Genomic DNA, 25878 nt, shown 5'->3' on the forward strand with positions numbered 1-25878 from the left:
CTCGCCGGCGAGCGCGTCGGGTGGGCCGGGCCGGCGGCGGCCACCCGGTGCGTCGCGATCGCCGCGGCCGCGTACCTGTGGGCCCGCCGCCTCTACGACCGCCGGGACGCCCGGAACGCCGGGTCGTCGGGCGCGGCGTAGCCGCCGGGGCCCTCGCGCAGCACGGCGGTGCGCAGCACGGCGCCGACGTCGATCGTCCCGTAGACGTGGGGGAAGGCCTCCCCGACGACGTCGGCGGTCTCGTGGCGCAACGGCGCGGTCAGGCGCGCCGGATCGACCACGAGCACCAGGAGGTCCCCGGCGCCCGCGAAGATGCGGTCGGCGGTCGCGACGACCTGCGCGGGCGTCGAGCAGTGCAGGAAGCCCTCCGTCGCCAGCGAGTCCGCGGTCACGAACCCGTCGGCCCGGGCGCGCGCCCACGCCTCGGGCGTCGTGATGTGGAGGACGACCGCGTCCTCCGGGCGAGCGCTCAGCGCTCGCCCGGGGTCTTGACGGGGTACATCGAGACCGGCACCGACAGGTCCAGCGCGGTGCGCAGGATGCGGTTCTGCTCGCCGGTGTGGGCGGCCGGGTAGCCCTCGCCCGGGCTCGCGCGCTCGGGGCGCCCGATGTAGCCGAAGGCGAGGTGGTCGGGCAGCACCTGCAGCAGGCGCGGCGACATGTGGGCACGGGCGCCCATGTTGCGCGGCTCCTCCTGGACCCAGACGACCTCGCGGAGGTTCGGGTAGGTGTTGATGAGCTCGAGCACCTGGCCCTCGGGGAAGGGGTACAGCAGCTCGATGCGCCCGATCGCGACGGCCTCGTTGTCCTCGCGCTGCGGGTGGCTGACGAGGTCGTAGTAGATCTTGCCCGTGCACAGCACCAGCCGCGTGACCTTCTCGATGGGCACGCGCGGCTCGCCGAGCACAGGGAAGAACTTGGACTCGGCCAGGTGCTCGATGCGGTTGGTGGCCTGCGGCAGGCGCAGCAGCGACTTGGGCGTGAAGATGATCAGCGGCCGCTGCTTGGTGATCCGCGCCTGGCGGCGCAGCAGGTGGAAGTACTGCGCCGGCGTGGTGAGGTTCGCCACGCGGATGTTGCCCTCGGCGGCCAGCTGCAGGAACCGCTCGATGCGGGCGCTGGAGTGCTCGGGGCCCGAGCCCTCGTAGCCGTGGGGCAGCAGGAGCGTCAGCCGCGAGGTCTGGCCCCACTTGGCCAGGCCCGAGATGATGAACTGGTCGATGATGACCTGCGCGCCGTTGGCGAAGTCGCCGAACTGCGCCTCCCACAGCACGAGCGTCTCGGGCGCCTCGGCCGAGTAGCCGTACTCGAACCCGAGCGCGGCGGTCTCGCTCAGCGGCGAGTTGTGCATCTCGATCGGGGCCAGCGCGCCGGGCAGGTTCTGGATCGGCGACACGGTCTGGCCGGTCTTGGCGTCGTGCAGGACGAGGTGGCGCTGGCTGAACGTGCCGCGCTCGACGTCCTGGCCGGTGAACCGGATCGGCGTGCCCTCCGTCAGCAGCGACGCGTAGGCCAGCGCCTCGGCGTGGGCCCAGTCGATGCCCCCGTCGGGCCCAGGGCCACGCGCCGGCGCTCGAGCTGCTTGACGAGCTTGGGGTGGACGGTGAAGCCCTCGGGCACCCGCAACAGCTCCTCGTTGAGGACGCGCAGGCGGTCGGCGTCGACGGCCGTGGGCACCTCGGGCGACGGCGAGCGGTCGAGCTGGTACTCGCCGGTCTGCTGCGTCACGCCGCCGGCGGCCTCGGCGGCCTTGATCTTGGCCTTGAGGTCCTGGTGCAGCGTGGTGAGCTCGTCCCAGATCGCCTGGGTCTGGCCGTCGACCTCGTCCTGGGTGACGGTGCCGTCGGCGACCAGGCGCTCGGCGAACAGCTCGGCGACGCGCTTGTGGCCCTTGATCTGGGCGTACATCTCGGGCTGCGTGTAGGCGGGCTCGTCGGCCTCGTTGTGGCCGAAGCGCCGGTAGCCGATGAGGTCGATGACCACGTCGTGGCCGAACTCCTCGCGGAACGCGAAGGCCAGGCGCACGGCGGCGATGGAGGCCTGCACGTCATCGGCGTTGACGTGGATGATCGGGACGTCGTAGCCCTTGGCGATGTCCGAGGCCCAGCGGGTCGAGCGCGACTCCTCCGGGTCGGTGGTGAAGCCGACCTGGTTGTTCTGCACGATGTGCAGCGTGCCGCCGACCTTATAGCCGTCGATGGCCTGGAGGTTCAGCGCCTCGGCCACGACGCCCTGGCCCGGGAAGGCCGCGTCGCCGTGCAGGACGATCGGCATCGCCGCGTCGGTGTCGCGGTGGGCGTGCGGGCCCTGGCGCGTGGTCTGGGCGGCGCGGGCGGCGCCCACGACCACGGGGTGGACGAACTCGAGGTGCGACGGGTTGCTCTCGAGGTTGACGAGGATCGACTCGCCGTTGGGCAGCTGGTAGGAGCCCTGCGCGCCGTGGTGGTACTTGACGTCGCCGGTGCCGCCCTGCGGGATCGTCGTGATCGCCTCGAGCGTCGAGGCGCCCTCGAACTCGGCGAAGATCGTCGCGTAGGGACGGCCGAGGTTGTGGGCCAGCACGTTGAGCCGGCCGCGGTGCGCCATGCCGACGACGACCTCGCGCGCCCCGTGGGCGGCGGCGAGCTGGATCATCTCGTCGAGCATCGGGACGGTCATGTCCAGGCCCTCGACCGAGAACTGCTTCTGGCCGAGGTAGGCCTTGTGCATGAAGCGCTCGAAGGCGTCGACCTCGATCAGGCGCTTGAGCAGCGCCTTCTGCTCCTCGGTGGTCAGCGGCTTGCGGAACGCGCCGCCCTCGATCTTCTCGCGCAGCCAGGTGCGCTGGCGGTGGGAGGCGAGGTGCTCGATCTCGTAGGCGATCGTGCCGCAGTAGGTCTCGCGCAGGTGGGGCAGCGCGTCGGCCAGCGTCGCGCCCGGCACGTGCATCCGCAGGATCTTGGCGGGGATCTTGGCCAGGAGCTCGGGGGTGAGGCCCACGGTGTCGGGATCCAGCGCCGGGTCGCCCTCGGGCTCGGTGCCCAGCGGGTCGAGCCGGGCGGCCAGGTGGCCGTGGGTGCGGTGGGCCTTGAGCAGCGACGTCGCCGCCTGCACGGCCTGCAGCAGCTCCTCGTCGATGACGTTGGCGCGGCGATCGCCGGCGCGGGCGTCGCGCGCGGCGGCCGCGGCGGCGGCGGGCGCGGGCGGCGAGGGGACCGGCCCGAGCTCGGCGCCCAGCGAGGCGAAGACGCCGTCGTAGAAGCCGTTCTCGCCCTGGAGGTAGCCCTCGACGACCTGCAGGAAGCGGCCGGACTCGGCGCCCTGGATCACGCGGTGGTCGTACGTCGAGGTCATGGTCATGACCTTCTCGGCGCCGATCATGTCGCCGATGTTGCCCAGGCCGACGGGGTAGGCGATCGAGCCGGTGGCCACGATCGTGCCGTTGCCCTTCATGAGCCGCGGGACCGAGGCGATCGTGCCGATGCCGCCCGGGTTCGTCAGCTGGACGTTGGCGCCCGTGAGGTCGTCGGCGGTCAGCTTGTTCTCGCGCGCCTTGGCGATGAGGTCGTCGAAGGCGGCCTTGAAGTCCTGGAAGCTCAGCCGGCCCGCGTCGCGGATGACCGGCACCATGAGCGTGCGGCTGCCGTCCTTCTTCTCGACGTCGACGGCGATGCCCAGGTGGACGGCGTCGTCGTCGATGCGCGTCGGCTTGCCGTCGATCGTGTCGAAGTGGTGGGCCATCACCGGCATGTCCTGCTGGGCGGCCAGCGCGATCGCGTAGGCGATCAGGTGCGTGAAGGACACCTTCTGGCCGGCGTCCTTGAGCTGGCGGCGCCGCGCGTCCATCGTCGTGACGGTGATCGTGCGGAAGGACGTCGCGGTCGGGATCTCCCGCGAGTCGTCCATGTACTTGGCGAGCATCGCCGCGGCGCCCTTGAGCACCGTGTGCGAGCCGGCGGCCGGCGCGGCGGCGGACGCCGCGGCGCCGTTGCCCGACCGTGCGTCGAGCACGTCGCCCTTGGTGATGCGGCCCTGCGGGCCCGTGCCGGCGACGCCGGCGAGGTCGATGCCCTCGGCGGCCGCGACGCGCGCCGCGACGGCCGAGACCTTGGAGAGGTCGGCGGGGGCGGTCGTCTCGGCGGGGCCGGTGGCGGCCGCGGCCGGGGTGCCGCCGCCGGGCACGGCGGGGCCGGCGCCGGCGCCGAGCTGCATCCGCGCGATGACCTGGCCGACGACGACCGTCTCGCCCTCGTCGGCGAGGATCTCGGTGATGGTGCCCGCGGCGGGGGCGGGCAGCTCCATGTCGACCTTGTCGGTGGAGATCTCGACGACCGTGTCGCCGTCGGAGACGTGGTCGCCGACCTTGACCGCCCACTCGAGGATCGTGCCCTCGGTGACCGACTCGCCGCCGGCGGGCGTCGTGATGTCGACGATCTCGCCCGTCGCGTCGCCGTCGCCGTCGCCGTCCGCCTGCTCGGGGCCTCGGGCAGCGTGGTCGCGGACGCACCACTCCCGTTGGCGCGGTTGCCGTTGGCCGTCGCCGCGCCGTCGCCGACGCTGATCTCGGCCAGCACGGAGCCCACCTGGACGGTGTCGCCCTCGGCGTGATGGATCTTCACGATGGTCCCGCTCGTGGGAGCGGGGACCTCGGCATCCACCTTGTCGGTCGAGATCTCGACGAGCGTCTCGTCGGCCTCGATGGTGTCACCTTCCTGCTTGTGCCACTCCAGGATGGTGCCTTCCGTCACCGACTCGCCCATGGCGGGGAGGGTGACCTCGATCACTGCGGCTTCGACGGCCATGTCTCTTTGCTCGACTCTAGCGCTCGTTCGTATTAGCGGCGGTTAGGTTCCGGCGTCGCTCTTCCCGGATGAACTCCCACGAACCGACGAACGGTCCGACCGCGCCGATGACGGCCACGGCGACGGCGAGGCGCAGGGAGATGACGCGTGAGCGCAGGGCCTCGAGGCACAGCACGCACATGAGGATCCAGCCGACGCCGTGCGCGAGCCCGAAGACGAACTCGAAGGTGTGCAGTCCCGGGACCAGCCAGACGGTGAGCAGGATCGCGTACACGGTCGAGTGCGCGAAGGAGAGGTGCTTGAGGGTCTGGAAGGTGAGGCTCACGCCAGCAGCCGCGCCATGCGGCGCAGCGGTTCGTCGGCCTCGGGGGGCCATGCATCGATGTCGGCCGGCCACCAGGCATGCTCGTCGTGCTCGTCGTCGGGGACGACCGTGGCGCCCTCGGGCAGCCAGGCCTGGCCCACGAACATGACCGCCTGATGGGGCAGGCGCACCAGCGCCTCGCCCACGACACGATTCGGCGTGACCGACCACTCCTCCTGCAACTCGCGCGTGAGGGTGTCGAACGGGCTCTCGCCCTCGTCGACCGCGCCGCCCGCGCCCAGCGCCCAGCGCCCGGCCCAGGTCGACAGCCACGCCGCCCGCCGCCCGGCCAGCCAGCGGCCCTCGCTGTCGCGCGTGACGCAGAGCGCCGAGATCGACTGGGAGGCGTCGCCCTCCACCAGGCGCAGGGCCCAGCGCAGCGGCTGCAGCTCGAGCTCGAGCCCCGCGCCGGTGGCGCTGAAGCCCACCAGGCGCGCGGCGACACCGTCGTGGCTGGGCGAGCCGCGGTCGCGCAGGGCCCGGATCGCGGCGTCCGCGGCCTGCACGGTCGGCGCCGCGGGCTCGAACGGCTCGGGCCGCCAGACCACGCGCACCTGCGCGGCGTCCCAGGGGCCGCGGGCCAGCAGCGCGGGTGCGGGCGCTTGCGTCATCGACGCTACAAGGTACGCTCGCGACGCTTTGGAGCGCTCTCCCGCCGACGTCTTCGCCGAGCACTGCCGCCGTCACGAGCTGGCCTACCAGGTCGATCGCGAGGGCCATCCGGTCTTCCGCCCGCGCGTGGGCCACGACACCTGGCGCGTCAGCGCCGGCCTGGGCACGGTGTACGCGGTGACCGTCGTGCGCCGTCGCGGCGAGGACCCGCACACCCTGGCGCTCATCGACGTCGACGAGGGCTTCCGCATGATGAGCACGGTGGTCGGGCCTGCGCCCGAGGACGTCCGGGTCGGCCTGCGCGTGCGCCTGGCCTGGCGCGAGGACGGCGAGGTGCCCGTGCCCGTCTTCGAGCCGGCCGACGAGGTGGCGGCGTGATCGCGATCGCCGGCGCGGCCGAGGTCCAGCTCGGCAAGGCGCTGCCCGGGCTGAGCGCCTCCGACGTGATGGCCGACGCGGCCCTCGCCGCGCTGGACGACGCCGGGCTGACCACGCAGGACGTCGACGGGCTCTTCGCCTCGAGCACGCAGATGCCCTGGGCGACGGTCAACCTCGGCGAGGACCTGCGGATCCAGCCGCGCTACTCGGACTCCACGATGCTCGGCGGCTCATCGCCCATGGCGCACCTGGAGCACGCGCGCGCCGCGATCGCGGCCGGGCTCTGCGAGGTCGCGCTCATCGCCTACGGCTCCACGCAGCGCTCCGTCGGACGCTCCAAGGCGTCCGTCCAGGAGATCGACCCGTGGGAGGCCCCGTACCACCCGTGGTTCCCCGTCGCCGCCTACGCGCTGGTGACCTCGCGTCACATGTACGAGTACGGCACGACGCCCGAGCAGCTGGCGTGGGTGGCGGTCAGCGCGCGGCGCTGGGCGCAGCGCAACCCCGACGCGTGGTCGCGCGACGACCTGACGATCGCCGACGTGCTCGCCGCCCCGCGCGTCTGCGATCCGATCGGCACGCTGGACTGCTGCCTGGTGACCGACGGCGGCGGCGCGTTGGTCGTCACGTCGGCCGAGCGCGCGCGGACGCTGCGCCGCAAGCCCGTCCACGTGCTCGGCACCGGCGAGGCCCACAGCCACCGCGCCATCTCGGCCATGCCGTCGTTGACGCGCACCTGCGCGGTGGAGTCGGGCGCCCGCGCGTTCGAGGAGGCCGGCCTGCGGCCCGAGGACGTCGACAGCCTCCAGCTCTACGACGCGTTCACGATCACGCCGATCCTGTTCCTCGAGGACCTCGGGTTCTGCGCCAAGGGCGAGGGCGGGGCGTTCGTGGCCGACGGGCGGATCGCCCCCGACGGCGTGCTGCCGGTCAACACGAGCGGCGGCGGCCTGAGCTACGCCCATCCGGGCATGAACGGGATGCAGCTGCTGGTCGAGGCCGTGCGCCAGATCCGCCACCACGACCGCGACGTCGTGCTGGCCCACGGCAACGGCGGCGTCCTCAGCACGCAGTGCACGGTCCTGCTGGGCAGCGAGGCGGCCGCCGGGCAGCGGCCGAAGGCCGGGCGCATGCGCGTCGCGCGCCCGGCGGAGCCCGCGGCGCGCCGCCGCCGCGGCCCGGTGGTCCGCGTCCGCGCGCGATGAGCCGGCGGCGGGCGTCGTGGGGCTGGGGCTTCGCCGACGCCAAGCTCGATCCCTCGGCGCTCGGCCCGCTCGTGGCCGGCGAGCTCGGCGTCGCGCTCCGCACGCCCGAGGCGCCGGCCGACCCCGGGGCGATCGCGCTCCCCGCGCCGCGCGTGCCGGTCCCGGCCCGCGCGCCGTTCTCCATCGACCACGGCGACCGCGTCGCGCACGCCCGTGGGTGCTCGTTCCCCGACACGCTGGCCTCCCTGCGCGGGCGGGTGCCCGACGCGCCCGACGCCGTCGCCTTCGCCCGCAGCGAGGACGACGTGGAGCAGGTGCTGGCGTGGGCGGCGGCCGAAGACGTCGCGGTGGTCCCCTACGGCGGCGGCACGAGCGTGGTGGGCGGGGTGACGCCGCGGGTCGGTCCCGCGTTCGCCGGCGTGGTGTCGCTCGACGTCTCCGGGCTGGACCGCGTGCTGGAGGTCGACCACGTCTCGCGGGCGGCGCGGATCCAGGCCGGGGCGTCCGGGCCGCGCCTGGAGGCCCAGCTGGCCGAGCACGACCTCACGCTACGGTTCTTCCCGCAGTCGTTCGAGCTCTCGACGCTGGGCGGCTGGATCGCCACCCGCGCCGGGGGGCACTTCGCCACGCTGTGGACGCACATCGACGACCTCGTCGAGTCCGTCCGTGCGATCACGCCATCCGGGGCCTGGGAGAGCCGCCGGCTGCCGGGCAGCGGCGCCGGCCCCTCGCCGGACCGGATGCTCCTGGGCTCCGAGGGCGTCCTGGGCGTGGTCACCGAGGCGTGGATGCGCGTGCAGCCTCGGCCGCGCTTCCGCGCCGGCGGCGTCGTGCGCTTCGCCGGCTTCGGCACGGGCGCGCAGGGCGTCCGCGCGATCGCGCAGTCCGGGCTGCACCCGGCCAACTGCCGGCTGCTGGACCCGCTCGAGGCCCGCGGCACGGGCGCCGCGGCCGGCCCGGGCGAGGACCGCGCGGTGCTCGTGCTCGGCTTCGAGTCCACCGACCACGAGGTGCAGGACGCGCTCGGGCGGGCGCTGGCGATCTGCCGCGACCACGGCGGCGAGCCCGACGCCCCCACGGCGGCCGGCGGCCCCGGGGCGGCGGGCGCCTGGCGCGAGGCGTTCCTGGCGATGCCCTACCTCCGCGACGCCCTGCTGCAGCTCGGCGTGCTGGCCGACACGTTCGAGACCGCGGTGACGTGGGACCGCTTCGACGCGTTCCACGCGGCGGTCACGGGCGCGGTGCGCGAGGCGCTGGGCGAGCCGTGCCGCGTGACGTGCCGGTTCACGCACGTCTACCCCGACGGGCCGGCGCCGTACTACACCGTGCTGGCCCCGGCGCGCCACGGCGACGAGCTGGCACAGTGGGAGGCGATGAAGCGCGCAGCGTCCGACGCCATCCTCGCCGCGGGCGGGACGATCACCCACCATCACGCGGTCGGGCGCGACCACCGGCCCTGGTACGACGAGCAGCGCCCCGACCTGTTCGCCGCCGCGCTGCGGGCGGCCAAGCGCGCCGTCGACCCGGCGGGCCTGCTGAACCCCGGCGTGCTGGTCGACGCGTGAGCTCGCGCTGGGTCTGCGTCTACGCGGGGTCGGCGGAGGGCGCCGACCCGACCTACGCGCGGGCGGCGTCCGCGCTGGCCGGCGAGCTGGCCCGGCGCGGCGCCGGCGTCGTCTACGGCGGCGGCAGCCTCGGGCTCATGGGCGTCGTCGCCGACGCCGCGCTGGCCGCGGGCGGCGAGGTCGTCGGCGTGATCCCGCGGTTCCTCGACGAGCGCGAGATCGCCCACCCCGGCCTGACCGCGCTGCACGTCACGGAGACCATGCACGACCGCAAGATGCGCATGGCCGACCTGGCCGATGCGTTCGTCGTGCTGCCCGGCGGCATCGGGACGCTCGAGGAGGTCGCCGAGATGCTGTCCTGGTCGCAGCTCGGGCTGCACCGCAAGCCGATCGGCCTGCTGGACACCGCCGGGTTCTGGGGGCCGCTGGTCGCGCTGCTGGACCACATGACCGTCGAGCGCTTCGTGGGCCTGGACCACCGCCGGCTGCTGCTCGCGCGTGCCGACCCCGTGGAGCTGCTCGACGCGATGGACGCGTGGGAGCCGCCGCCGATCGCCCGGCGCTGGCTGCACGAGGGCGACGAAACCTAGGTTCCGCGCTCCATGCCGACCATCGCCATCCTCGGGTCCGGCGCCGTGGGCGCCCTGTTGGGCGCCGCCCTGGCGCGCGGGGGCGCCGACCCGGTCCTCGTCACCCGCGAGGAGACCGCGGCGCTGCTGGCACGCGCCGGGCTGCGGGTCGACAGCCCGCTGCTGGGCGACCACCACGTCCGGGTCCGCGTCGCCGCCCGCCTCGACGACGAGGCCGACGCGCTGGTGGTCGCCGTCAAGGCGCCGCACCTGCCCGCCGCCCTGCAGCGCATCCGCGCCGAGCCCGGGGTCGTCGTGCCGCTGCTCAACGGCACGGAGCACATGGCGGCGCTGCGCGCGCGCTTCGGCGACCGCGTCGTCGCCGGCGTCGTGCGCGTGCAGGCCCACCGCGACGGGCCCGCGCACGTCGTGCACCGCTCCCCGATGCTCTCGGTCGCGGTGGCCGCCCCCGGCGCCCCGGCGCTGACCGACGCGCTGCGCGCCGCCGGCGTCGAGGTGGCGACCGGCGCCCCGGAGGCCGACGTGCTCTGGGGCAAGCTGACGCGCCTGGCGGGGCTGGCGCTGGCGACGACCGCAGCCGACGCCCCGCTCGGCGACGTGCGCGCCGACGCCGAGGCCGTCGCCCGCGAGGTTGCGGCCATCGCGGCGGCCGAGGGCGCGGCCGTCGGCGCCGAGGCCGTCGTGGCCGAGCTGCGGGCCCTGCCCGACGCCGCGTCGTCCTCGCTGCGCGCCGACGTCGGCGCGGGCCGCGCCGACCACGAGCTCGACGCGATCGGCGGCGCGGTGCTGCGCGCGGGCGCCCGGCACGGCCTGCCCATGCCCCGCACCGCGGCGCTTGTCGCGCAGGTGGAGACCCGCGCCGTGGCGCGTTAGCCTCCAGGGCGATGTCCGACACGTCGAAGATCGCCAAGAACCTCAAGGCCTTCCAGATCGCGATCAACGCCCACGACCGCGAGAACCCGACGCACAACGCGTACGGGATCGGCCTGGCGCACTTCGACCTCGAGCGCCTCGGGTTCGACGAGGGCGAGGAGATCCTGCCGGGCATCACGATCCACGCCGACAGCGGCGTGACCGGCAACTTCCGCGTGCTGTGCGACGGCCAGCACGACGAGAACCTCGAGCGCGAGGCCGAGGAGGCCGACATGGTCGAGGCGGTCGCCGCCGAGCGGGGCATCACGATCGCGCCCGGCGGCGGCGAGCGGCGGGACTGGTAGCAGCGGCCCGTCCCGCGGCGGCGCCGTCGATCCGACGAGACGGCGCCCCGCGGTTCAAGTCACCGACGGCGACGGCCGACCCTGGGGACATGGGTCCGACGCAGGGGCACGTCGAGCGCTTCTTCGAGCGCTCCCCCGACCTCCTGGCCACGGCCGACCGGCGGGGACACTTCACGTGCCTGAACCCGGAGTGGGAGGCCGTGCTCGGCTGGTCCCGGGAGGAGCTCATGGCCGAGCCCTACCTGAACCTCGTGCACCCCGAGGACCTCGAGCGCACCTGCCAGGAGATCGCGCGCGCCACCGACTCGGCACCCTGCGTGACCCGCTACGAGAACCGGCTGCGCGCCCGCGACGGGACCTGGCGCTGGCTGCTGTGGGGAGCCCGCTGGGACGGCGAGGGCTGGACCGCGGTGGCCAAGGACATCACCACGCGCAGGGAGCTCGAGCGCCAGACGCTGCACGACCCGCTCACGGGTGCGGCCAACCGGGCGCTGGCGACCGACCGCCTCCGCGCGGCGATCGCGCGGCTGGGGCGCTCGGCCGGTGCCGCGGTCGCGCTGCTCGTCGACGTCGACGACCTCGCGGCGATCAACGACGCCCACGGGCACGCCGCCGGCGACGCCGTGCTGCGCGCCGTGGCCGACCGCCTCGTGGAGCGCCTGCGCGCCGCCGACACGGTGGGGCGCTTCGGCGGCGACCGCTTCCTCGTCGTGGCCGAGGGCCTCGGCGACGGCGGCGCCCACGGCATCGAGGCCGTCATCGAGCGCGTGCACGGCGCCTTCGCCCGGCCCGTGCCCACGCGCACCGGCCTCGTCGGGATCACGGGCAGCGTCGGCGTCGCCGTCGCCCGCGAGCCCGACGTCGACCCCGGCGACCTCATCCGCGACGCCGACGTCGCCCTGCGCCGCGCCAAGCGCCGCGGGCGTGGGTTCGCCGAGGTCTACGACGCCACGCTGGCCGCCGAGGTGGCCGCCCGGCTGCAGCTCGCCGCCCAGCTGCGCGGCGCCCTGCAGCGCCATGAGCTGCGCGTCGTGTTCCAGCCGCTGGTCGCGCTGGCCGACGGCGCCCCCATCGGCTGCGAGGCGCTCCTGCGCTGGGATCACCCCACCCAGGGCGAGCTGGCGCCCGGCGCGTTCCTGCGCATCGCCGAGGACGACGGGCTCATCGTCCCCATCGGCGCCTGGGTCCTGGAGGAGTCCTGCCGCCAGCTGGCGCAGTGGCGCGCCGACGGCCACGACCTCTGGGTGTCGGTCAACGTCTCGGCCCGCCAGCTCGGCCACCCCGACTTCATCGCCGTCGTCGAGCGCGCCCTGCGCCAGACCGGCGTGCCGCCGCACGCCATCTGCCTCGAGGTCACCGAGACGACGGTGCTGCGCCGTCCCGAGGTGGCCCGCCAGGTCCTCGACGCGCTGCGCCGCCTGGGCGTGCGCGTCGCGCTGGACGACTTCGGCCTGGGCTACTCCTCGCTGACGCACCTCAAGGCGCTGCCGGTCGACGTCGTCAAGGTCGACCGCTCCTTCGTGGCCGACCTCTGCGCCAGCACGCAGGACCGCGCGGTCGTCGAGGCCGTGCTCACCCTCGCGCGCCGCATGGGCCTGACCGTCATCGCCGAGGGCGTCGAGACCGCCGGCCAGGACGAGCTGCTGCGCGAGATGGGCTGCCCCGTCGTGCAGGGCTACCTCTACGGGCGCCCGGTCCCACCGGGCGAGGTGGCGCTGCCGCCCGCGGCCGCGCCGCCGGCTCAGGCGATCGCCAGCTCGCGCCCGTAGGCGCGGCGGAACAGCACGCCCTCGCGCCGGGCGGCCCAGCGCGCGACGCGCACGTCGCCGTCGGCGCGCAGCGTGAGCGTCACCGTGTCACCGTCCAGGCCGACGTCCACGTCGCGCACGAGCTGGTCGCGGCTGCGCTCGAGGTCCTCGGCCAAGCGCAGCAGCAGCGCGCAGCGGTCGAGCACCGCCGCGTCGCCCTTGCGCATCAGCGCGTCGAAGCCGCCGAGATCCGGCATGCCCTTGCGGTGGTAGCGCACGGCCTGGCCGATGAGTGCGACCTCGCGCTGGTCCCAGCCGGGCAGGCCGGAGTTGAAGACGAGGTAGCGCGAGTGCTTGTGGTGGTCGTCGTAGTCGACGGTCACGCCGATGTCGTGCAGCAGGCACGCAGCCCAGAGCAGCTCCCGCTCGCGGGCGTGGCCGGGGTGCAGGCCGGCCTCGGCCAGGGCGTCGAAGAGGCCGAGCGCGAGGTGCGCGACGTGCTCGGTGTGCGCCGGGTCGACGTGGTACTGGCCGGCGACGTTGAGCACCGAGCGCCGCCGGACGTCGTCGAACAGCGGGGGCTCGCCGCCGATGTGGCGGGCGAAGAAGACGCCCTCGCGCAGGCCGGCCTCCGTGACCTCGACGGCGTCGAAGCCGCCGAGCTCGACCACGGTCTGGATGACGACCGCGCCGGCGAGGATGAGGTCGGCGCGGGCGGGCTTGATGCCCGGAACGCGGCCGCGGTCGGCGGGCTCGAGGTCGGCCAGGCGCGCGACGAGGTCGTCGAGCGCTCCGCGGGAGATCTCGAAGCCCTGGACCCCGAACTCGGGGACGCCCTCGGCGCGCTGCACGGCCGCGGCGAGGTTGCGCACCGTGCCGCCGATGCCGACCAGGCGCTGGCCCGCCTTGGGCAGCCACGGGGCGTCCTGCAGCTCGGAGGCGACGTGGTCGCGCAGCGCACGCAGCGCCTTCTTGGAGGCGGTTCCCTCGCCGAGGCCGAAGCGCTCGGTCATCCGCACGGCGCCCAGCGGCCAGGACTGCAGCTCGGTGGCGTGTCGCGAGCGGACGCGGACGAGCTGCATCGAGCCACCGCCGAGGTCGAGCACGGCGCCGTCGGCCAGGGTCGTGGAGTTGACGGCGGCGAGGTAGCCCTTGCGGGCCTCCTCCTCGCGGCTGAGCACGCGCACGGGCAGCGCGGCGTGGTCCAGGAAGGCGTGGGCGTTGCGCGCGTCGCGGATCGCGCTCGTGGCCACGGCGTCGACCTCCTCGATGCCGCTGGCCTGGCAGAAGTGCGCGAAGACCTCGGCGGTGGCCAGCCCGCGCGCGATGCCGTCCTCGCTCAGCTCGCCGGTCTCGGCCAGGCCCGCACCGATGCGGACCGGCTCGTAGATCTCGTCCGTGCGCCGCCACCACGTGTCCGCGGCGGTGAACACGACCAGGCGGAACGAGTTGGACCCCAGGTCGCAGACGGCGATGCGGCGTTCGGGCATCCGACGCCATTAAAGACAGCCCGGGCCGGCCGCGGAGTGCGGCCGGCCCGGGCGGGTGCTGCGGGGAGCAGGAGACGGGCTCGGCGGGAGGGGGTCCAGGCGCGCCCGGCCGGCAGCGCGAGGCCCGGGCGGCGATCCGCCGCGGCCTCATCGACCGAGCAGCTCGCGCTCGACCGGCGAATAGCCCCGGGCCCGCGGCGCCAGCCGGGCGTCGCCGAGGCGCGGGGCCAGCGCGGCGGCCTCCGCCGCGATCGCCGCGCGGGCCTCGGCGCCCACGTCCTCCAGCAGCGTGAACGCGAGCTCGCCGGAACCCGGCGGCCGCGCCCAGCCGCCGACGATCCGCCCGTCGCACCAGACGGTGGGACCGACGTTGCCGTTGGCGTCGAAGACCCGCTCGGCGTGCTCGCCGAGGTAGAACCCGCGGCGCTTCCAGCCCATGGGCGTCGCGTCCAGCGCCGGGAGCAGGGCGACCCAGGGGTCGGCGTCGACGTCGTCGAGGTCGTCGGCGGCCACGACGCCTGGCGCGCCGTCCTCCAGCGTGCACGCCGTCACGGCGTCCTGGTCCAGCGCCCGCCGCGTACGGGCCGCCGGCCAGCCGGTCCACCACTGCAGGTCCTCGGGGCTCGCCGGGCCGTAGGCGCACAGCCACCGCAGCGCCAGGGCGGCGTCGGCCCGGGCGGGCTCGAGCTCCTCCAGCGGCGCGCCGGCCCACGCCGGCAGGGCCGCCCAGCGGAACTGGGTCGAGGCCCAGCCGCCGCGCGGGCGGGTGCGGACGACCCGGCCCTCGGCGGCCAGCACGGTCAGCACGCGGCTGGCCACGCGCACGCGGGCCTCGTAGGCGCGGCCCGGGGCCAGGACGATCTCCGTGCCCAGCCGGGCGTCGGCGTCGGCGAGCTGGACCGCGGTCAGCTCGTCGCCGGAGGCCAGCGCCTCGAGCAGGGCCGCCTCGGCCTTGGCCAGCCAGGCGGCGCGGCGCCGGCCGCCGATCCCGGCCTCCTCCAGGAGCTTGAGCAGCTTGGCCCGCTCGCGTGCGGCGACCGTCAGCGAGCACGCGGCGTGCACGATCGGCGCGACCGCGCGGTCGACGACGAACATCGTCCGGCGCATCGCCAGCAGCCGCAGCAGCGTGCGCTCCTCGTACAGCGCGCGCTCGAGCTCGGCGGCGGTGGCGGTCCGGTCGGCCAGCCGGGCCCACGTGCCGACGACGACCGACGACGGGTCGGTGCTGTGGATCGCCACGACGCCCGCGGCGACGTCCTCGGCGTGCGGCGCCCGTGCGCCCGGCGCGAGGTGGTGGCGCACGCCGAGCCGGGCCCGGCGCTGCGCGACGTCGAAGCGCCGCGGCGTCAGGGCCGCTCGATGAGCTCGATGCGGTAGCCGTCGGGGTCGCGCACGAAGCAGATGAGCGACCCGCTGCCGCCGCCGACGCGGTAGGGCGGCTTCTCGGGGCTGATGCCGCGGCCGCCGAGCTCGTCCAGCGTGCCCTGCAGGTCGGGCACCGTCAGCGCGATGTGGTTGTAGCCCGTGCCGAGGTCGTAGGACTCGACGCCGGGGTTCCAGGTCAGCTCGAGGCGGTCGCCGTCGCCGGGGATCCCCATGAACACGTTGATGGCGCCGTCGGGCAGGTCCATGCGCCGGCGCTCCTCGAACCCGAGCGCCTCGTAGAAGGCCACGGAGCGGTCGATCTCGCCGATGCGATAGCAGGTGTGGATGAGCTCGGCCATGAGACTGTCAATGTACCCGGCATGATCCTCGAGCGATCGATGCACCCGCAGTTCCTGTCGAACACCTATCTGGTCGCCGCCCGAGAGGGCGGCGAGGCGTTCTTCGTCGACGCCGGCGGCCCCATGGAGCCGCTCTTCGAAGCCGTCGAGCGCCACCGCCTCACGCCCACGCACGTGCTGCTGACCCACCATCACCACGACCACGTCTGCGAGGTTCCCGCGATCCTCGAGCGCTGGCCCGACGTGCAGGTGCTCATCCACCCCACCGAGCGCGACCTCGTCGACACCGCCACGGGCACGATGGAGGCGGGCACCACGGTCCGCGCGGGCGGGCTCGACGTGCAGACCCTGCACACCCCCGGGCACACCTCGGGCATGCTGAGCCTCCTCGTCGACGGCAACGTCTTCACGGGCGACACGCTGTTCAAGAACTCCGTCGGCGGGGTGCGCGCCCCCGACAGCACCTCCTACGCCGACCTCAAGCACTCCGTCATGGACGTCCTGCTCGCGCTGCCGCCCGAGACGATCCTGCGCCCGGGCCACACCGACCCCTCCACGGTGGCCGAGGAGCTCGAGCACAACGCGTTCGCGCGCGTCTGGCGCGGCGTGGACCCCGAGGGCGACGAGCCGTGCACGGCGCTGGGCGAGCGCGCGACGCTCGTGCTGCTCGGCGACGACTACGACGGCGGGCACAAGGCCTGGGTCCGCTGGCCCGACGGCCGCGACGACATCGTCCCCGGCAGCAAGGTGCAGCGCGGCGCCTGATGGCCCGCGAGGACCGCATCCCGACCTCGCGCTGGGCGCGGGCGGCCAAGGTGGGTCGCCTGGCGGCCACGCAGGGGGCCAAGCAGGCCGGCACGCGGGCCATGAACCTGACGCGCGACGAGCAGGCGTCCCAGGACGCGATGGCGCGCCGGCAGGCCGAGACGGCCAAGCAGATCGTCGCCGCGCTGGGGACGATGAAGGGCGCGGCGATGAAGCTGGGCCAGGTCATGTCGTTCCTCGACGTCGGCCTGGTCCCCGAGGAGTTCCGCGAGGAGTTCCAGGCCGAGCTGGCCAAGCTGCGCGACGCCGCGCCCAAGGTCTCGTTCAAGGACATGAAGAAGGTCCTGGAGGGCGAGTACGGCGAGCCGCTGGACCGCGTCTTCGAGTCCTTCGACCCCGCGCCGATCGCCGCCGCGTCGATCGGGCAGGTCTACCGGGCGCGCTACGAGGGCCGCGACGTCGCGGTCAAGGTCCAGTACCCCGGCGTGGCGACCGCCGTGCGCTCCGACCTCCAGAACCTCGGGCTCATCCTGCGGCTCATGAAGAGCGTGGCGCCGGGGCTGGACCCCAAGGAGCTGGGCGCCGAGATCCGCGGGCGCGTCGAGGAGGAGCTCGACTACGAGCTCGAGGCCCAGAACCAGCGCACCCTGGCGCGCATCTACCGCGACCATCCGTTCGTGGTCATCCCCGACGTGTACACGTCGCTCTCGCACGAGCGGGTCATCGTCAGCGAGTACGTCTCCGGTCGCCGGTTCGAGGAGTTCAAGACGTGCCCCGCGCCCGAGCGCGACCGGATCGGGGAGATGATCTTCCGCTTCTACTTCGGGTCGATGTACCGCCACCACCAGTTCAGCGGCGACCCGCACCCGGGCAACTGCCTCCTGCTCGACGACGGGCGGATGGCCTTCCTGGACTTCGGCCTGTTCAAGCGCATCTCCGCCGACGTCGCCGAATACGAGCTGCAGACCCAGCGGCTGGGCATCGAGGGCCGCGGCGAGGAGCTCATCGCCCACCTGCACGAGGGTGGCTGGCTCGGCCAGCCCGAGTACTACGACGCCGCGTCGATCCTCGAGCAGTTCCACGACCTGACGGGCTGGTACACGCTGGACGCCGAGATCGAGCTCTCGCCCGAGATCGCCACCGACGTCATGATCCAGATGAGCGACCCGCGGTCGCGCTGGTGGGGCAAGCTGCGCCACGAGACGCTGCCGCCCGAGCACCTCTTCGGCCGGCGCCTGGAGATGCTCACGCTGGCGGTCATCAGCCAGCTGCGGGCCTCGGGCAACTGGCACCGCGTGGCGCGCGAGTGGATCTACGGCGACGAGCCGCAGACCGAGCTCGGTCGCCAGGAGGCGGAGTTCAACGCGCGCTGACCCCGCCGTGGCCGCGCTGCGGCGACGCGCACTGGTGCGGCTGGCCGTCCTCGCCGCGCTCGTGGCGGCGGCCTTCCTGATCGTCGCGAGCTCCGGGTCGCTGTCGGCCCGCCGGGTGCAGGGCTGGGTCGACGGCTACGGGATCGCCGGGCCGCTCGTGTTCGTCGCGGTCTCCTCGGCGCTGACGGTCTGCCTGTTCCCGGGGCCGCTGCTGGCGGGCGCCAGCGGGCTGCTGTTCGGGACCGCGCTGGGCACGCCGGTGTCCATCGCGTCGGCCACGCTCGGCGCGACGCTCGCCTTCGGCCTGGCGCGCGGCCTCGCGCACGACGCGGTGACCCAATTGCAGGGACGTCGTGTGGCCGCCCTGCGTGCCTTCGTCGGGCGCCGCGGCTTCCTGTCGGTCCTCTACGCGCGGATCGCGCCGGGCGTCCCCTACAACCTGGTCAACTACGCGGCCGGCCTCTCGCCCGTGGCGTTGCGCGCGTTCGTGGCCGCGACGGCGCTGGGGTGCGCGCCCCGGGCGTTCGCCTACACCGCGCTGGGCGGCAGCCTCGACGACCTCGGCTCGCCTGAGGCGCTGATCGCCGTCGGCGTCCTGGCGGCGATGGCCGTGGGCGGCCTGCTGCTCGCGCGCCGCGACCTGCGCCGCGGGCGGGCGGCCGCCTAGGAGCGCCGCCGGGCGGCCGGGTCGCGCAGCTCCTGGACCTGGAACAGGCTCGTGGTGCCCGGACGGCCGCTGGGCAGCCCCGCGGTGATCCCCACGCGCATGCCCGGCGCGCACCAGCCGAGCTCGACGACGCGCGCCGCCGCGTCGGCGATGAGCTCCTCGGTGACCTCGTGGCGGCGCATCGACGCGGCGCGCACGCCCCACATGAGCATGCAGCGCCGCACGGTCTCCTTGCCCGGCGACAGGGCGTAGATCGGCACGTTGGGCCGGTGGGCGGAGATGAGGCGCGCCGAGCGGCCCGACAGCGTCGGGACGACCAGCGCGTCGAGCTGCAGCTCGCTGGCCGCCTGGCAGGCGGCGTGGGCGACGGTGTACGACGGGTCGCGGCGGTCGCGGACGACGCGCGTCTCGCGCCAGCGGTCGTACGGGGCGTGACGCTCGGTGTGGACCGCGATCGCGGCCATCATCTCGATCGCCCCGACGGGGTGGGCGCCGACCGCGCTCTCCTGGGACAGCATGATGGCGTCGGTGCCGTCGAGGATCGCGTTGGCGACGTCGGCGACCTCGGCGCGCGTGGGGCGCGAGGAGGTGACCATCGAGTCGAGCATCTGGGTCGCGGTGATGACGGGGCGCGCGTGGGCGCCGGCCAGCGCGATGAGCTTCTTCTGGACGATCGGCACCTCCTCGATCGGCAGCTCGATGCCCAGGTCGCCGCGGGCGACCATGATGCAGTCCGCGACCCGCACGATCTCCTCGGCCAGGTCGACGGCCTGCGGCTTCTCGATCTTGGCGATGAGCGGCACGCGGGTGTGCTCGCGCACGGTCAGCACGTCCTCGGGGCGCCGGACGAAGCTCAGCGCCACGAGGTCGACCCCGATGCGGTTGCCGGCCTCGAGGTGGGCGAAGTCCTCCTCGGGGACCGAGGGCAGCTCGTCGGCGGGGCCGGGGATGTTCAGGCCCTGGCGCGAGGCGACGGTGCCGCCGACCTCGACCTCGGCCTCGACCTCGAGCTCGCCGATGCGCACCGCCGTGGCGCGCAGGCGCACGGAGCCGTCGGCGAGGTAGAGCGCCTCGCCGACGTCGATGGCGCGGGGCAGGCCCTCCCAGGTGATCGACATGCGCCGCGCGTCGCCGGCGCCGTCGTCGCGGCCGCACTCGAAGACGACCTTGTCGCCGACCTTGAGCTCGACGGTGCCCTCGACGAGCGCGCCGATGCGCAGCTTGGGCCCGGGCAGGTCCTGCAGCAGCGCCACCGGGCGCCCGGCGCGGTTGGCCGCGTCGCGCACGAGCTGGGCCGTCTCGGCGTGCTGCTCGTGCGACCCGTGGCTGAAGTTCAGCCGCGCGACGTCCATGCCGGCCTCGATCATCCGCACGAGCGTCTCGGGGTTGCCCGAGGCGGGGCCGATGGTGGCGACGATCTTCGTGCGACGGGTCACGCCCGCGAGGGTACTGGGCGCGCCTCACCACCCCGCGGGGGCCGGCGCCTACAGGACGAAGCGCCCGTCCTCCTGGACGACCTGGCCGTCGGCGCTCAGCCGGCCGCCCTCGCGCAGGTCGCAGATGAGGTCCCAGTGCAGGGCGCTCGCGTTGCGCCCGCCGGTCTCGGGGTAGCTGCGCCCGAGGGCGACGTGCACCGTCCCGCCGATCTTCTCGTCGAACAGGATCGCGCCGATCGCGCGGTCGATGCCGTAGTTGGTGCCGATGCCGACCTCGCCGAGGCGCCGGGCGCCGTCGTCGGTCCCCAGCGCGCGGCGCAGGTACTCCTCGCCGCGCTCGGCGGTCGCGGTCATGACCTCGCCGTCGCGGAACTCGAGCGCGACGCCGGCCACGTCGACCCCGGCCGGCGAGGAGGGGACGGTGAACCGGATGCGCCCGGTGGCCGAGGCCTCGTGGGGCCCGGTGAAGACCTCGCCGGAGGGCATGTTTCGCCGTCCGTCGCTGTTGACCCACGTGCGTCCCGAGACGTCCAGGCGCAGGTCGGTGCCGTCGGCCTCGATACGCAGCTCCCGGGCCCGGGACACCCGCGCGATGAGCGCGTCGTGGAACTGCGAGAGCTCGCCCCAGCCCGCGACGGGGTCGCGGCGGTCCAGGAAGAGCGCGCGGTTGACGAACGCCGCGAACTCGCCGAGCTCCATCCCGGCCAGCGCCGCGCCGGCCGGGGTCGGCCACAGCGACGAGCACCAGCGCTTCTTGAGCATCTGCTCGCGCACGTCGCGGCGCCCGCGCGAGGCGCGGGCGATGAGCTCGGGGTCGACGCCGGCCAGCGCGCGTGCGTCGTCGGGGGCCTGGATGCCGACGGTCGCGTCGATCTTGCGGGCCTCGTACAGGGCCAGCGGCGGGTAGCCGTCCAGGTGGCGATCCCGCGCGTGGCGGTAGAACCCGGCGGCCTCGCCGGGCAGCTCGACGCGCAGGAAGCACCAGGCGTCGCGCTCGAGGATCGCGCGCTGCAGCTCGACGAGCAGCGGCGCCGCCTGGGCGGTGGAGCGCACGAGCACCTGCTGCCCCGGGGCGACCTCCAGGCAGTAGCCCGCCAACAGGTCGGCGAAGGCCGCGGGGTCCAGGTGCGCGGTCACGTCGTCCATCGTCACGGCACCCTCACGTCGGGGAACCACTCCGCGCAGTGGGCGCGGAGCACCTGGGTGACCCAGTCGCGCTCGTCGCGCGTCGCGGCGCGGTAGCGCGCCAGCAGGAGCTTGGCGCCCTCCGTCGGCACGTCGTGCACGGTCCAGCGCAGGACGAGGCGCTCGAAGAGGAACTCCAGCGCCCGGGCGCGGACGTCCTCGACGCCCGCGGCGGCACGCGCCTGCGCCGGGTCGGCGGCCCGGGCGTACTCGGCGCGCGACTTCGGCGACAGCGCCCCGCGCAGCGTGAGGACGTGCCCGTCGGGCGACGGGTAGTCCGTCGTGGGCGCCTCGAGCTTGTCGGTGCGTCCACGCTGGCGGCTGCGGCGGCCCATCCCCGGATCCTAGGTCAGCCCGCGCGGCTGGCCCGCTCCAGCGTCCCCGCCACGTCGCCCGTGACGGGGTCGGCGTGCCCGGCCCAGGCGGCCGCGGGCGCCAGCGCCGCGAGCTTGCGCATCGAGGCGCGGGCCTGGTCGGTGTCGCGGTTGAACGCGACGTGGGGCACACGGGCCGGGCCCTTCCGGGCGGTCTGGGGGTCCAGCGTGTAGAAGCAGTCGCTGACCAGCGCGAGGCGGTCGGACTCGCGCCACAGGGCGATGAGCCCCGGCGCGTGGCCGGGCAGGTGCACGACCCGGAAGCCCGCCACGTCGTCGCCCTCCTCCACGGTGCCGGCGATCTCCACCGGTCCGCCGTCCCACTTGGCCAGCAGCCTGGCCATGAGCAGCCGGCCCGCGAGGTCCAGCGTCGAGAGGTCGAAGGCGGCCGTGCCGCCGTCGCCCTCGGCGTCGGCGCGCTCGTCGGGGTGGCACAGCACGGGCGCGCCGAGCCCGGGCGCGGCGCCGCGGTGGTCGGCGTGGGCGTGGCCCAGCACGACGCGGGTGATCCCGCCCAGCGGGGCGGCCGCGGCCCTGATGCCGCCGGCCATCTCCTCGATGCCCGCGTCGAAGACGAGGACGCCGTCGCCGTCGCGCACGAGGTAGACGTTCATGATGCGCAGCGGGAAGCCCCCGCGCACCACCCACACCCCCTCGGCGATCGGCTCGGCGGGGCCGGCCGAGAACCGGGCCGCGGGCTTCTCGCGCATCCCCGCCGGCTGGGTGCCGGCCTCCTGCTCGCCTTCGTCGGTCATACCTGGTTTCCCTCCGTCGCCGTGGTCCGCGCCGCCGGCAGTCTAGATTCCCCTCAGATGTCCCAGCCCAGCCGCAAGCGCGAGGTCGGTCGCGGAGAGCGCGTCCTGCCCGGCGTGTGGCGGCTGCGCCTGCCGCTGCCGTGGCCCGGGATCCCGCACTGCAACGCCTGGGCGCTGGCCGCCGGCGACGGCATCGTGCTCGTCGACACGGGCCTGCACGAGCCCGGGTCCATGGGCCACCTGGAGCGGGCGCTGGCCCAGGTCAACCTGCGCCTGGACCTCGTCCGGCTGCTCGTCTGCACCCACGCGCACGCCGACCACTACGGCCAGGCCGCCACGATCGTGGAGCGCACGGGGTGCGAGCTGTGGATGCACCCGCGCCACCAGCACATGCTGCTCTCCGCGGGCGACCCCGAGGCCGCCGTCGAGCACCGGATCGAGATCGCCCGCCAGAGCGGTGTGCCCGACGCGGCGCTGCGCGGCTACGGCGAGCGCTCGGGCGGCGCGCGCTCCGGCGTCGCCGCCGTCGTCGCGCCCGACCGCCCGCTGGTCTCCGGCGTGGAGATCCACACCGACCTGGGGACCTTCCGGGTCTTCGAGACGCCGGGCCACGCGCCGTCGCACGTCTGCCTCTACCAGGAGGACCGCCGGCTGCTCATCTCCGGCGACCACCTCCTCGGGCGCGTCTCGCTCTACTACGAGTACGGCTACTCGCCCGACCCGACCGGCGAGTTCCTGCACTCGCTCGACCTCGTCCAGGAGCTCGACGCCCGCCTGTGCCTGGCCGGGCACGGGCGCACGTTCACCGACGTGCAGGCCCATGTCGACGCCAACCGCTCGCTCGTGCACGAGCGCCTGGACCGCGTGGCGGAGGTCCTGGCCTCCGGCGACGTTCTGACCGCCTACGAGGCCATCCCGCGCATCTACGGCCGCGAGATCACGCCCGAGACGGCGAACTGGTGGCTGTCGGAGACGCTGAGCTACCTGCGCCACCTCGAGCTGACGGGCCGTGCGCACCGCCTGGACGGCCTGCCCGAGCGCTGGCGCGCCGCGGCCTGAGCGCCGCCCCGCCAGAACCTTGACACAGTTGTGTTAGGGTTGGCGGACGATGCGGATCGACCAGCTCCTGGGCGGCGACGAGCCGACGTTCTCCTTCGAGTTCTTCCCGCCCAAGACCCCGGAGGGCGAGGCCAACTTCCAGCGCGCCCTGCGCGAGCTGGCCCCCCTGGAGCCGTCGTTCGTCTCCGTGACCTACGGCGCGGGCGGCACGACGCGCGAGAAGACCGTCGAGACCGTCCGCCAGATCAAGGACGAGCTCGGCCTGGAGGCGATGGCGCACTTCACGTGCGTCGGCGCGACGACCGACGAGCTGCGCGTCACGCTCGAAGAGATCCGCGCCGCCGGCATCGACAACGTGCTGGCCCTGCGCGGCGACCCGCCCCGCGGCCAGGAGGAATGGGTGGCCTCCGAGGGCGGCCTGGAGTACTCGCACCAGCTCGTGGCGCTGCTGCGCGAGGACTACGACTTCAGCATCGCCGCCGCGTGCTTCCCCGAGGGCCACATCCACGCCACGTCGCCCGAGGACGACCTGCGCCACCTCAAGGAGAAGGTCGACGCCGGCGTCGACTACCTGATCACCCAGCTCTTCTTCGACAACGCGCTGTACCGGGACTTCGTCGACCGCGCCCGGGCCATCGGCATCACCGTGCCGATCATCCCCGGCGTCATGCCCATCACGGGCTACGGCCAGATCGCCCGCATCACGGCGATGTGCGGCGCCACCATGCCCGAGCACGTGCTCGCCGAGCTCGACGCCCGCAAGGACGACCCCGAGGCCGTCGCCGACTTCGGCGTCTCCTTCGCGACGATGCAGTGCGCCGACCTGCTGGCCGGCGGGGCGCCGGGAATCCACTTCTGCACGCTGAACCGCTCGCCCGCCACGCGGGCCATCCTCAGCACGCTGCGCCTCTGGCGCCCGTGGGACGCCGCGCACACGGGCCTGGGCGAGCCCCGCCGGCCGCCCGCCGTCGCCTGAGCGACGGTGCCGGCGGCCTCAGCCGTCGTCGGGCTCGATGTCCAGGCCCTCGGCGACCATCGGCCGGCCGTTGAGCGTGTACCGGATGTCGACGGAGTCGTTCTGGCGGTAGGTGCCCACGCCCCAGGCTCCTAGGAGCCACCGCCAGCCGCTGACCTTGTCCTTGACCAGCGCCCGGTCGAAGACCAGGGCGTCGTCCTCGCGGGTGTAGTCGACGCCCTCGCGCTGGGGCACGCCCGAGATGTAGACCTCGTAGGGCGGCTGGACCTGCGGCGGGAGGCGGACGATCGAGCGGGGCACGGAGCGGGATGATGGCGGATCTCGTGGATCCGATCACGTCCCCGATCACGCCGTCGCCGATCGTCGCCGTCCTCGACGAGCAGGTCGGGCGCCATCGCGGCCGCGGTCCACGACCGCTCCGAGCGCTGCAGGTCGTCGTGGACGAGGCGTGGGGCGGGCACCTGCACTTCCACCCCGGGCTGCGCCGCTCGGCGATGGACGCGGGCGCCGACCTCTGCGTGCAGTCGACCCACAAGCTCGCCGGCGGCCTGCAGCGGACAGGCCTGACGTCACGCTGACGGGCTACGAGGTGGCCGACGCGCTCGTGCCGCGGGGGACCGTCATCGAGCAGGCCGGCGTGCCGGCGATCACGCTCGTCACGACGTTCCCGCACGCCGAGGAGGCCGTGGCCGCCACCGCGCGGCGGGCGGCTCGATCGTGGCGCGCGACACGGCGCTGCAGACGCTGCGAGTGTTGCCGGTCATGAGCGACGAGTTCCTGATCCGGGGCCAGCACGCCGAGCAGGCCGGCGACGCCGAGGCGGCCGAGACGCTCTACCGCCGCGCCCTCGACGGGGGCGAGCCGCACGCCGGGTACTTCCTGGGCGAGCTGCTCATCGAGCTCGGGCGCCCCGAGGAGGCGATCACGCTCCTGGAGGCCGCGGCCGGGGACGGTGACGCCCACCTCCCGCTGGGCAACGCGCGGTGGGACCTCGACGACCTCGACGGCGCCGAGGAGCAGTTCCGGCTGGCCGCCGACCTGGGGCAGCCCGCCGGCCTGCACAACCTCGGGCTGCTGCTGCACGACCGCGACCGCGTCGACGAGGCCGTGCCGCTGCTGCGCGAGAGCGTCGCGGCGGGGCACACCGAGCCCCGCCTGCTGGCCGAGGCGCTGGCCGATCTCGGCGCCCAGCTCCAGGACGAGGACCGCCTCGACGAGGCCGAGGCCGTCCTGCGCGAGGCGCTGGAGGGCGGCGCGACCGAGGCCTACGTCTACCTCTCCTCCGTCCTGGCCCGCCTGGGCGAGGACGAGGAGGCCGACCGCGTGCTGCGCGCCGGGGCCGACCTGGGCGTCCCGTCGGCCGAGCTGCAGCTCGGCAACGTGCTCAGCGACGACGACCCCGCCTCGTCCGATGCCGAGGCGCTGTACCGGCGCGCGATCGAGCACGGCGAGGTCGGCGGCCACAACAACCTGGGGGTCCTGCTCTGGGACGCCGGGCGGCTCGACGAGGCCGAGGCCGAGCTGCGCGTCGCGATCGGCCTGGGCGACGAGATCGCCCAGCAGAACCTCGACGGCCTGCTGGCCGAGCGCGGCCACACCAACGGCCGGACCTAG

Annotated in this window: 28 protein-coding genes and 1 pseudogene; 15 read left to right on the forward strand and 14 right to left on the reverse strand. The window is 74.6% G+C overall.

Annotated elements, in window-relative coordinates; translation table 11 throughout:
• Positions 1–92 precede the first annotated feature (92 nt).
• From FSW04_RS05630 to FSW04_RS05640, 3 genes are read right to left on the reverse strand one after another with little or no spacing between them, the layout of a single operon-like run.
• Positions 93–473, reverse strand: coding sequence for a DUF952 domain-containing protein (locus FSW04_RS05630; RefSeq protein WP_146923512.1), 381 nt, complete (start codon positions 471–473; stop codon positions 93–95).
• Entirely contained in the window at positions 470–1540 is a 1071-nt protein-coding gene (locus tag FSW04_RS05635) for a 2-oxoglutarate dehydrogenase component E1 family protein (protein ID WP_228431202.1), read from the reverse strand. Before FSW04_RS05635 ends, FSW04_RS05630 begins: the two co-directional genes overlap by 4 nt.
• The gene (locus tag FSW04_RS05640; RefSeq protein ID WP_228431204.1) at positions 1495–4413 is read right to left on the reverse strand and encodes a multifunctional oxoglutarate decarboxylase/oxoglutarate dehydrogenase thiamine pyrophosphate-binding subunit/dihydrolipoyllysine-residue succinyltransferase subunit; all 2919 of its coding nucleotides are present in this window, start codon (positions 4411–4413) and stop codon (positions 1495–1497) included. Before FSW04_RS05640 ends, FSW04_RS05635 begins: the two co-directional genes overlap by 46 nt.
• On the opposite strand from FSW04_RS05640, the gene FSW04_RS05645 reads away from it, so the two are divergent.
• Positions 4330–4587, forward strand: a complete 258-nt coding sequence (locus tag FSW04_RS05645; protein ID WP_146917145.1) for a hypothetical protein — start codon at positions 4330–4332, stop codon at positions 4585–4587. The genes FSW04_RS05640 and FSW04_RS05645 overlap by 84 nt on opposite strands.
• A gap of 11 nt (positions 4588–4598) precedes the next feature.
• On the opposite strand, the pseudogene FSW04_RS28110 reads toward FSW04_RS05645, so the two are convergent.
• The 3 genes and pseudogenes from FSW04_RS28110 to FSW04_RS05660 all read right to left on the reverse strand — a co-directional run.
• A pseudogene (locus FSW04_RS28110) lies at positions 4599–4781 on the reverse strand (biotin/lipoyl-containing protein); the annotation flags it as partial.
• Positions 4782–4797: 16 nt separating this feature from the next.
• Entirely contained in the window at positions 4798–5106 is a 309-nt protein-coding gene (locus FSW04_RS05655) for a hypothetical protein (protein WP_146917148.1), read from the reverse strand.
• Positions 5103–5756: an NUDIX hydrolase gene (locus FSW04_RS05660; protein WP_146917150.1), complete on the reverse strand. Its 654-nt coding sequence runs from the start codon at positions 5754–5756 to the stop codon at positions 5103–5105. Before FSW04_RS05660 ends, FSW04_RS05655 begins: the two co-directional genes overlap by 4 nt.
• Positions 5757–5784: 28 nt before the next feature.
• Between FSW04_RS05660 and FSW04_RS25700 the strand changes: the two genes are divergently transcribed.
• The 7 genes from FSW04_RS25700 (at position 5785) to FSW04_RS05695 (ending at position 12481) form a co-directional block, all read left to right on the forward strand.
• Positions 5785–6135 (forward strand): Zn-ribbon domain-containing OB-fold protein, encoded by a 351-nt coding sequence (locus tag FSW04_RS25700; protein ID WP_187369277.1) that lies wholly within the window; start codon positions 5785–5787, stop codon positions 6133–6135.
• Positions 6132–7340 (forward strand): acetyl-CoA acetyltransferase, encoded by a 1209-nt coding sequence (locus FSW04_RS05670; RefSeq protein WP_146917157.1) that lies wholly within the window; start codon positions 6132–6134, stop codon positions 7338–7340. Before FSW04_RS25700 ends, FSW04_RS05670 begins: the two co-directional genes overlap by 4 nt.
• Complete coding sequence (locus tag FSW04_RS05675; protein ID WP_146917160.1) at positions 7337–8905, forward strand: FAD-binding oxidoreductase; 1569 nt, start codon at positions 7337–7339, stop codon at positions 8903–8905. Before FSW04_RS05670 ends, FSW04_RS05675 begins: the two co-directional genes overlap by 4 nt.
• Complete coding sequence (locus FSW04_RS05680) at positions 8902–9495, forward strand: LOG family protein (RefSeq protein ID WP_146917163.1); 594 nt, start codon at positions 8902–8904, stop codon at positions 9493–9495. Before FSW04_RS05675 ends, FSW04_RS05680 begins: the two co-directional genes overlap by 4 nt.
• Positions 9496–9507: 12 nt before the next feature.
• A complete protein-coding gene (locus FSW04_RS05685; RefSeq protein ID WP_146917166.1) occupies positions 9508–10368 on the forward strand; it encodes a ketopantoate reductase family protein in 861 nt (286 codons plus the stop codon).
• 11 nt (positions 10369–10379) lie between these two features.
• Positions 10380–10712 (forward strand): hypothetical protein, encoded by a 333-nt coding sequence (locus tag FSW04_RS05690; RefSeq protein WP_146917168.1) that lies wholly within the window; start codon positions 10380–10382, stop codon positions 10710–10712.
• A gap of 89 nt (positions 10713–10801) precedes the next feature.
• Positions 10802–12481, forward strand: a complete 1680-nt coding sequence (locus tag FSW04_RS05695) for a putative bifunctional diguanylate cyclase/phosphodiesterase (RefSeq protein ID WP_146917170.1) — start codon at positions 10802–10804, stop codon at positions 12479–12481.
• Here the strand turns inward: FSW04_RS05695 and FSW04_RS05700 are convergent.
• From FSW04_RS05700 to FSW04_RS05710, 3 genes are all read right to left on the reverse strand, one after another.
• Complete coding sequence (locus tag FSW04_RS05700) at positions 12454–13950, reverse strand: Ppx/GppA phosphatase family protein (RefSeq protein WP_146917174.1); 1497 nt, start codon at positions 13948–13950, stop codon at positions 12454–12456. The two genes, FSW04_RS05695 and FSW04_RS05700, sit on opposite strands and share 28 nt — an antisense overlap.
• A 147-nt stretch (positions 13951–14097) precedes the next feature.
• The gene (locus FSW04_RS05705; protein WP_228430931.1) at positions 14098–15252 is read right to left on the reverse strand and encodes a DNA glycosylase AlkZ-like family protein; all 1155 of its coding nucleotides are present in this window, start codon (positions 15250–15252) and stop codon (positions 14098–14100) included.
• A gap of 44 nt (positions 15253–15296) precedes the next feature.
• On the reverse strand, positions 15297–15674 hold the full coding sequence (locus tag FSW04_RS05710; RefSeq protein ID WP_146917178.1) for a VOC family protein: 378 nt from the start codon (positions 15672–15674) through the stop codon (positions 15297–15299).
• A 21-nt stretch (positions 15675–15695) separates the two neighbouring features.
• Here FSW04_RS05710 and FSW04_RS05715 point away from each other — a divergent pair, with 21 nt between their 5' ends.
• From FSW04_RS05715 to FSW04_RS05725, 3 genes are read left to right on the forward strand one after another with little or no spacing between them, the layout of a single operon-like run.
• Complete coding sequence (locus tag FSW04_RS05715; protein ID WP_146917181.1) at positions 15696–16439, forward strand: MBL fold metallo-hydrolase; 744 nt, start codon at positions 15696–15698, stop codon at positions 16437–16439.
• Positions 16439–17812 carry an ABC1 kinase family protein gene (locus tag FSW04_RS05720; RefSeq protein WP_146917184.1) on the forward strand — a complete coding sequence of 458 codons (1374 nt, stop codon included), beginning with the start codon at positions 16439–16441 and terminating at the stop codon, positions 17810–17812. Before FSW04_RS05715 ends, FSW04_RS05720 begins: the two co-directional genes overlap by 1 nt.
• A gap of 7 nt (positions 17813–17819) precedes the next feature.
• Positions 17820–18479 carry a TVP38/TMEM64 family protein gene (locus FSW04_RS05725; RefSeq protein ID WP_146917187.1) on the forward strand — a complete coding sequence of 220 codons (660 nt, stop codon included), beginning with the start codon at positions 17820–17822 and terminating at the stop codon, positions 18477–18479.
• Here the strand turns inward: FSW04_RS05725 and pyk are convergent.
• From pyk to FSW04_RS05745, 4 genes are read right to left on the reverse strand one after another with little or no spacing between them, the layout of a single operon-like run.
• Positions 18476–19915, reverse strand: coding sequence for a pyruvate kinase (gene pyk / locus FSW04_RS05730; protein ID WP_146917190.1), 1440 nt, complete (start codon positions 19913–19915; stop codon positions 18476–18478). The two genes, FSW04_RS05725 and pyk, sit on opposite strands and share 4 nt — an antisense overlap.
• Positions 19916–19963: 48 nt before the next feature.
• The gene (locus FSW04_RS05735; RefSeq protein WP_146917193.1) at positions 19964–21061 is read right to left on the reverse strand and encodes an aminopeptidase; all 1098 of its coding nucleotides are present in this window, start codon (positions 21059–21061) and stop codon (positions 19964–19966) included.
• Between the two features lie 2 nt (positions 21062–21063).
• On the reverse strand, positions 21064–21435 hold the full coding sequence (locus FSW04_RS05740; RefSeq protein WP_146917196.1) for a hypothetical protein: 372 nt from the start codon (positions 21433–21435) through the stop codon (positions 21064–21066).
• Between the two features lie 14 nt (positions 21436–21449).
• Positions 21450–22229 carry an MBL fold metallo-hydrolase gene (locus tag FSW04_RS05745; RefSeq protein WP_146917199.1) on the reverse strand — a complete coding sequence of 260 codons (780 nt, stop codon included), beginning with the start codon at positions 22227–22229 and terminating at the stop codon, positions 21450–21452.
• 57 nt (positions 22230–22286) lie between these two features.
• Here FSW04_RS05745 and FSW04_RS05750 point away from each other — a divergent pair, with 57 nt between their 5' ends.
• Both FSW04_RS05750 and metF read left to right on the forward strand, forming a co-directional pair.
• Positions 22287–23288, forward strand: coding sequence for an MBL fold metallo-hydrolase (locus FSW04_RS05750; RefSeq protein ID WP_146917202.1), 1002 nt, complete (start codon positions 22287–22289; stop codon positions 23286–23288).
• A 49-nt stretch (positions 23289–23337) separates the two neighbouring features.
• Positions 23338–24264 carry a methylenetetrahydrofolate reductase [NAD(P)H] gene (metF, locus tag FSW04_RS05755; RefSeq protein WP_146917205.1) on the forward strand — a complete coding sequence of 309 codons (927 nt, stop codon included), beginning with the start codon at positions 23338–23340 and terminating at the stop codon, positions 24262–24264.
• An 18-nt stretch (positions 24265–24282) separates the two neighbouring features.
• Here the strand turns inward: metF and FSW04_RS05760 are convergent, their stop codons facing one another.
• Positions 24283–24564: a hypothetical protein gene (locus tag FSW04_RS05760; protein ID WP_146917208.1), complete on the reverse strand. Its 282-nt coding sequence runs from the start codon at positions 24562–24564 to the stop codon at positions 24283–24285.
• A gap of 23 nt (positions 24565–24587) precedes the next feature.
• Between FSW04_RS05760 and FSW04_RS28115 the strand changes: the two genes are divergently transcribed.
• Both FSW04_RS28115 and FSW04_RS05770 read left to right on the forward strand, forming a co-directional pair.
• Entirely contained in the window at positions 24588–24842 is a 255-nt protein-coding gene (locus FSW04_RS28115; RefSeq protein WP_321167681.1) for a hypothetical protein, read from the forward strand.
• Positions 24843–25026: 184 nt separating this feature from the next.
• Positions 25027–25878 carry a tetratricopeptide repeat protein gene (locus FSW04_RS05770; protein ID WP_146917214.1) on the forward strand — a complete coding sequence of 284 codons (852 nt, stop codon included), beginning with the start codon at positions 25027–25029 and terminating at the stop codon, positions 25876–25878.

Source organism: Baekduia soli, assembly GCF_007970665.1.
In the GTDB taxonomy this organism is placed as follows: Bacteria; Actinomycetota; Thermoleophilia; order Solirubrobacterales; family Solirubrobacteraceae; genus Baekduia; species Baekduia soli.

Excerpts from the sequence above, each read along its gene's own strand:
- FSW04_RS05735 (WP_146917193.1), bottom strand. The coding sequence starts at position 21,061 with ATGGACGACGTGACCGCGCACCTGGACCCCGCGGCCTTCGCCGACCTG.
- FSW04_RS05700 (WP_146917174.1), bottom strand. The coding sequence starts at position 13,950 with ATGCCCGAACGCCGCATCGCCGTCTGCGACCTGGGGTCCAACTCGTTC.
- FSW04_RS05745 (WP_146917199.1), bottom strand. The coding sequence starts at position 22,229 with ATGACCGACGAAGGCGAGCAGGAGGCCGGCACCCAGCCGGCGGGGATG.
- FSW04_RS05690 (WP_146917168.1), top strand. The coding sequence starts at position 10,380 with ATGTCCGACACGTCGAAGATCGCCAAGAACCTCAAGGCCTTCCAGATC.
- FSW04_RS05710 (WP_146917178.1), bottom strand. The coding sequence starts at position 15,674 with ATGGCCGAGCTCATCCACACCTGCTATCGCATCGGCGAGATCGACCGC.
- FSW04_RS05740 (WP_146917196.1), bottom strand. The coding sequence starts at position 21,435 with ATGGGCCGCCGCAGCCGCCAGCGTGGACGCACCGACAAGCTCGAGGCG.
- FSW04_RS05750 (WP_146917202.1), top strand. The coding sequence starts at position 22,287 with ATGTCCCAGCCCAGCCGCAAGCGCGAGGTCGGTCGCGGAGAGCGCGTC.
- FSW04_RS05675 (WP_146917160.1), top strand. The coding sequence starts at position 7,337 with ATGAGCCGGCGGCGGGCGTCGTGGGGCTGGGGCTTCGCCGACGCCAAG.
- FSW04_RS05770 (WP_146917214.1), top strand. The coding sequence starts at position 25,027 with ATGAGCGACGAGTTCCTGATCCGGGGCCAGCACGCCGAGCAGGCCGGC.
- FSW04_RS05715 (WP_146917181.1), top strand. The coding sequence starts at position 15,696 with ATGATCCTCGAGCGATCGATGCACCCGCAGTTCCTGTCGAACACCTAT.
- metF (WP_146917205.1), top strand. The coding sequence starts at position 23,338 with ATGCGGATCGACCAGCTCCTGGGCGGCGACGAGCCGACGTTCTCCTTC.
- FSW04_RS05720 (WP_146917184.1), top strand. The coding sequence starts at position 16,439 with ATGGCCCGCGAGGACCGCATCCCGACCTCGCGCTGGGCGCGGGCGGCC.
- FSW04_RS05685 (WP_146917166.1), top strand. The coding sequence starts at position 9,508 with ATGCCGACCATCGCCATCCTCGGGTCCGGCGCCGTGGGCGCCCTGTTG.
- FSW04_RS05695 (WP_146917170.1), top strand. The coding sequence starts at position 10,802 with ATGGGTCCGACGCAGGGGCACGTCGAGCGCTTCTTCGAGCGCTCCCCC.
- FSW04_RS05660 (WP_146917150.1), bottom strand. The coding sequence starts at position 5,756 with ATGACGCAAGCGCCCGCACCCGCGCTGCTGGCCCGCGGCCCCTGGGAC.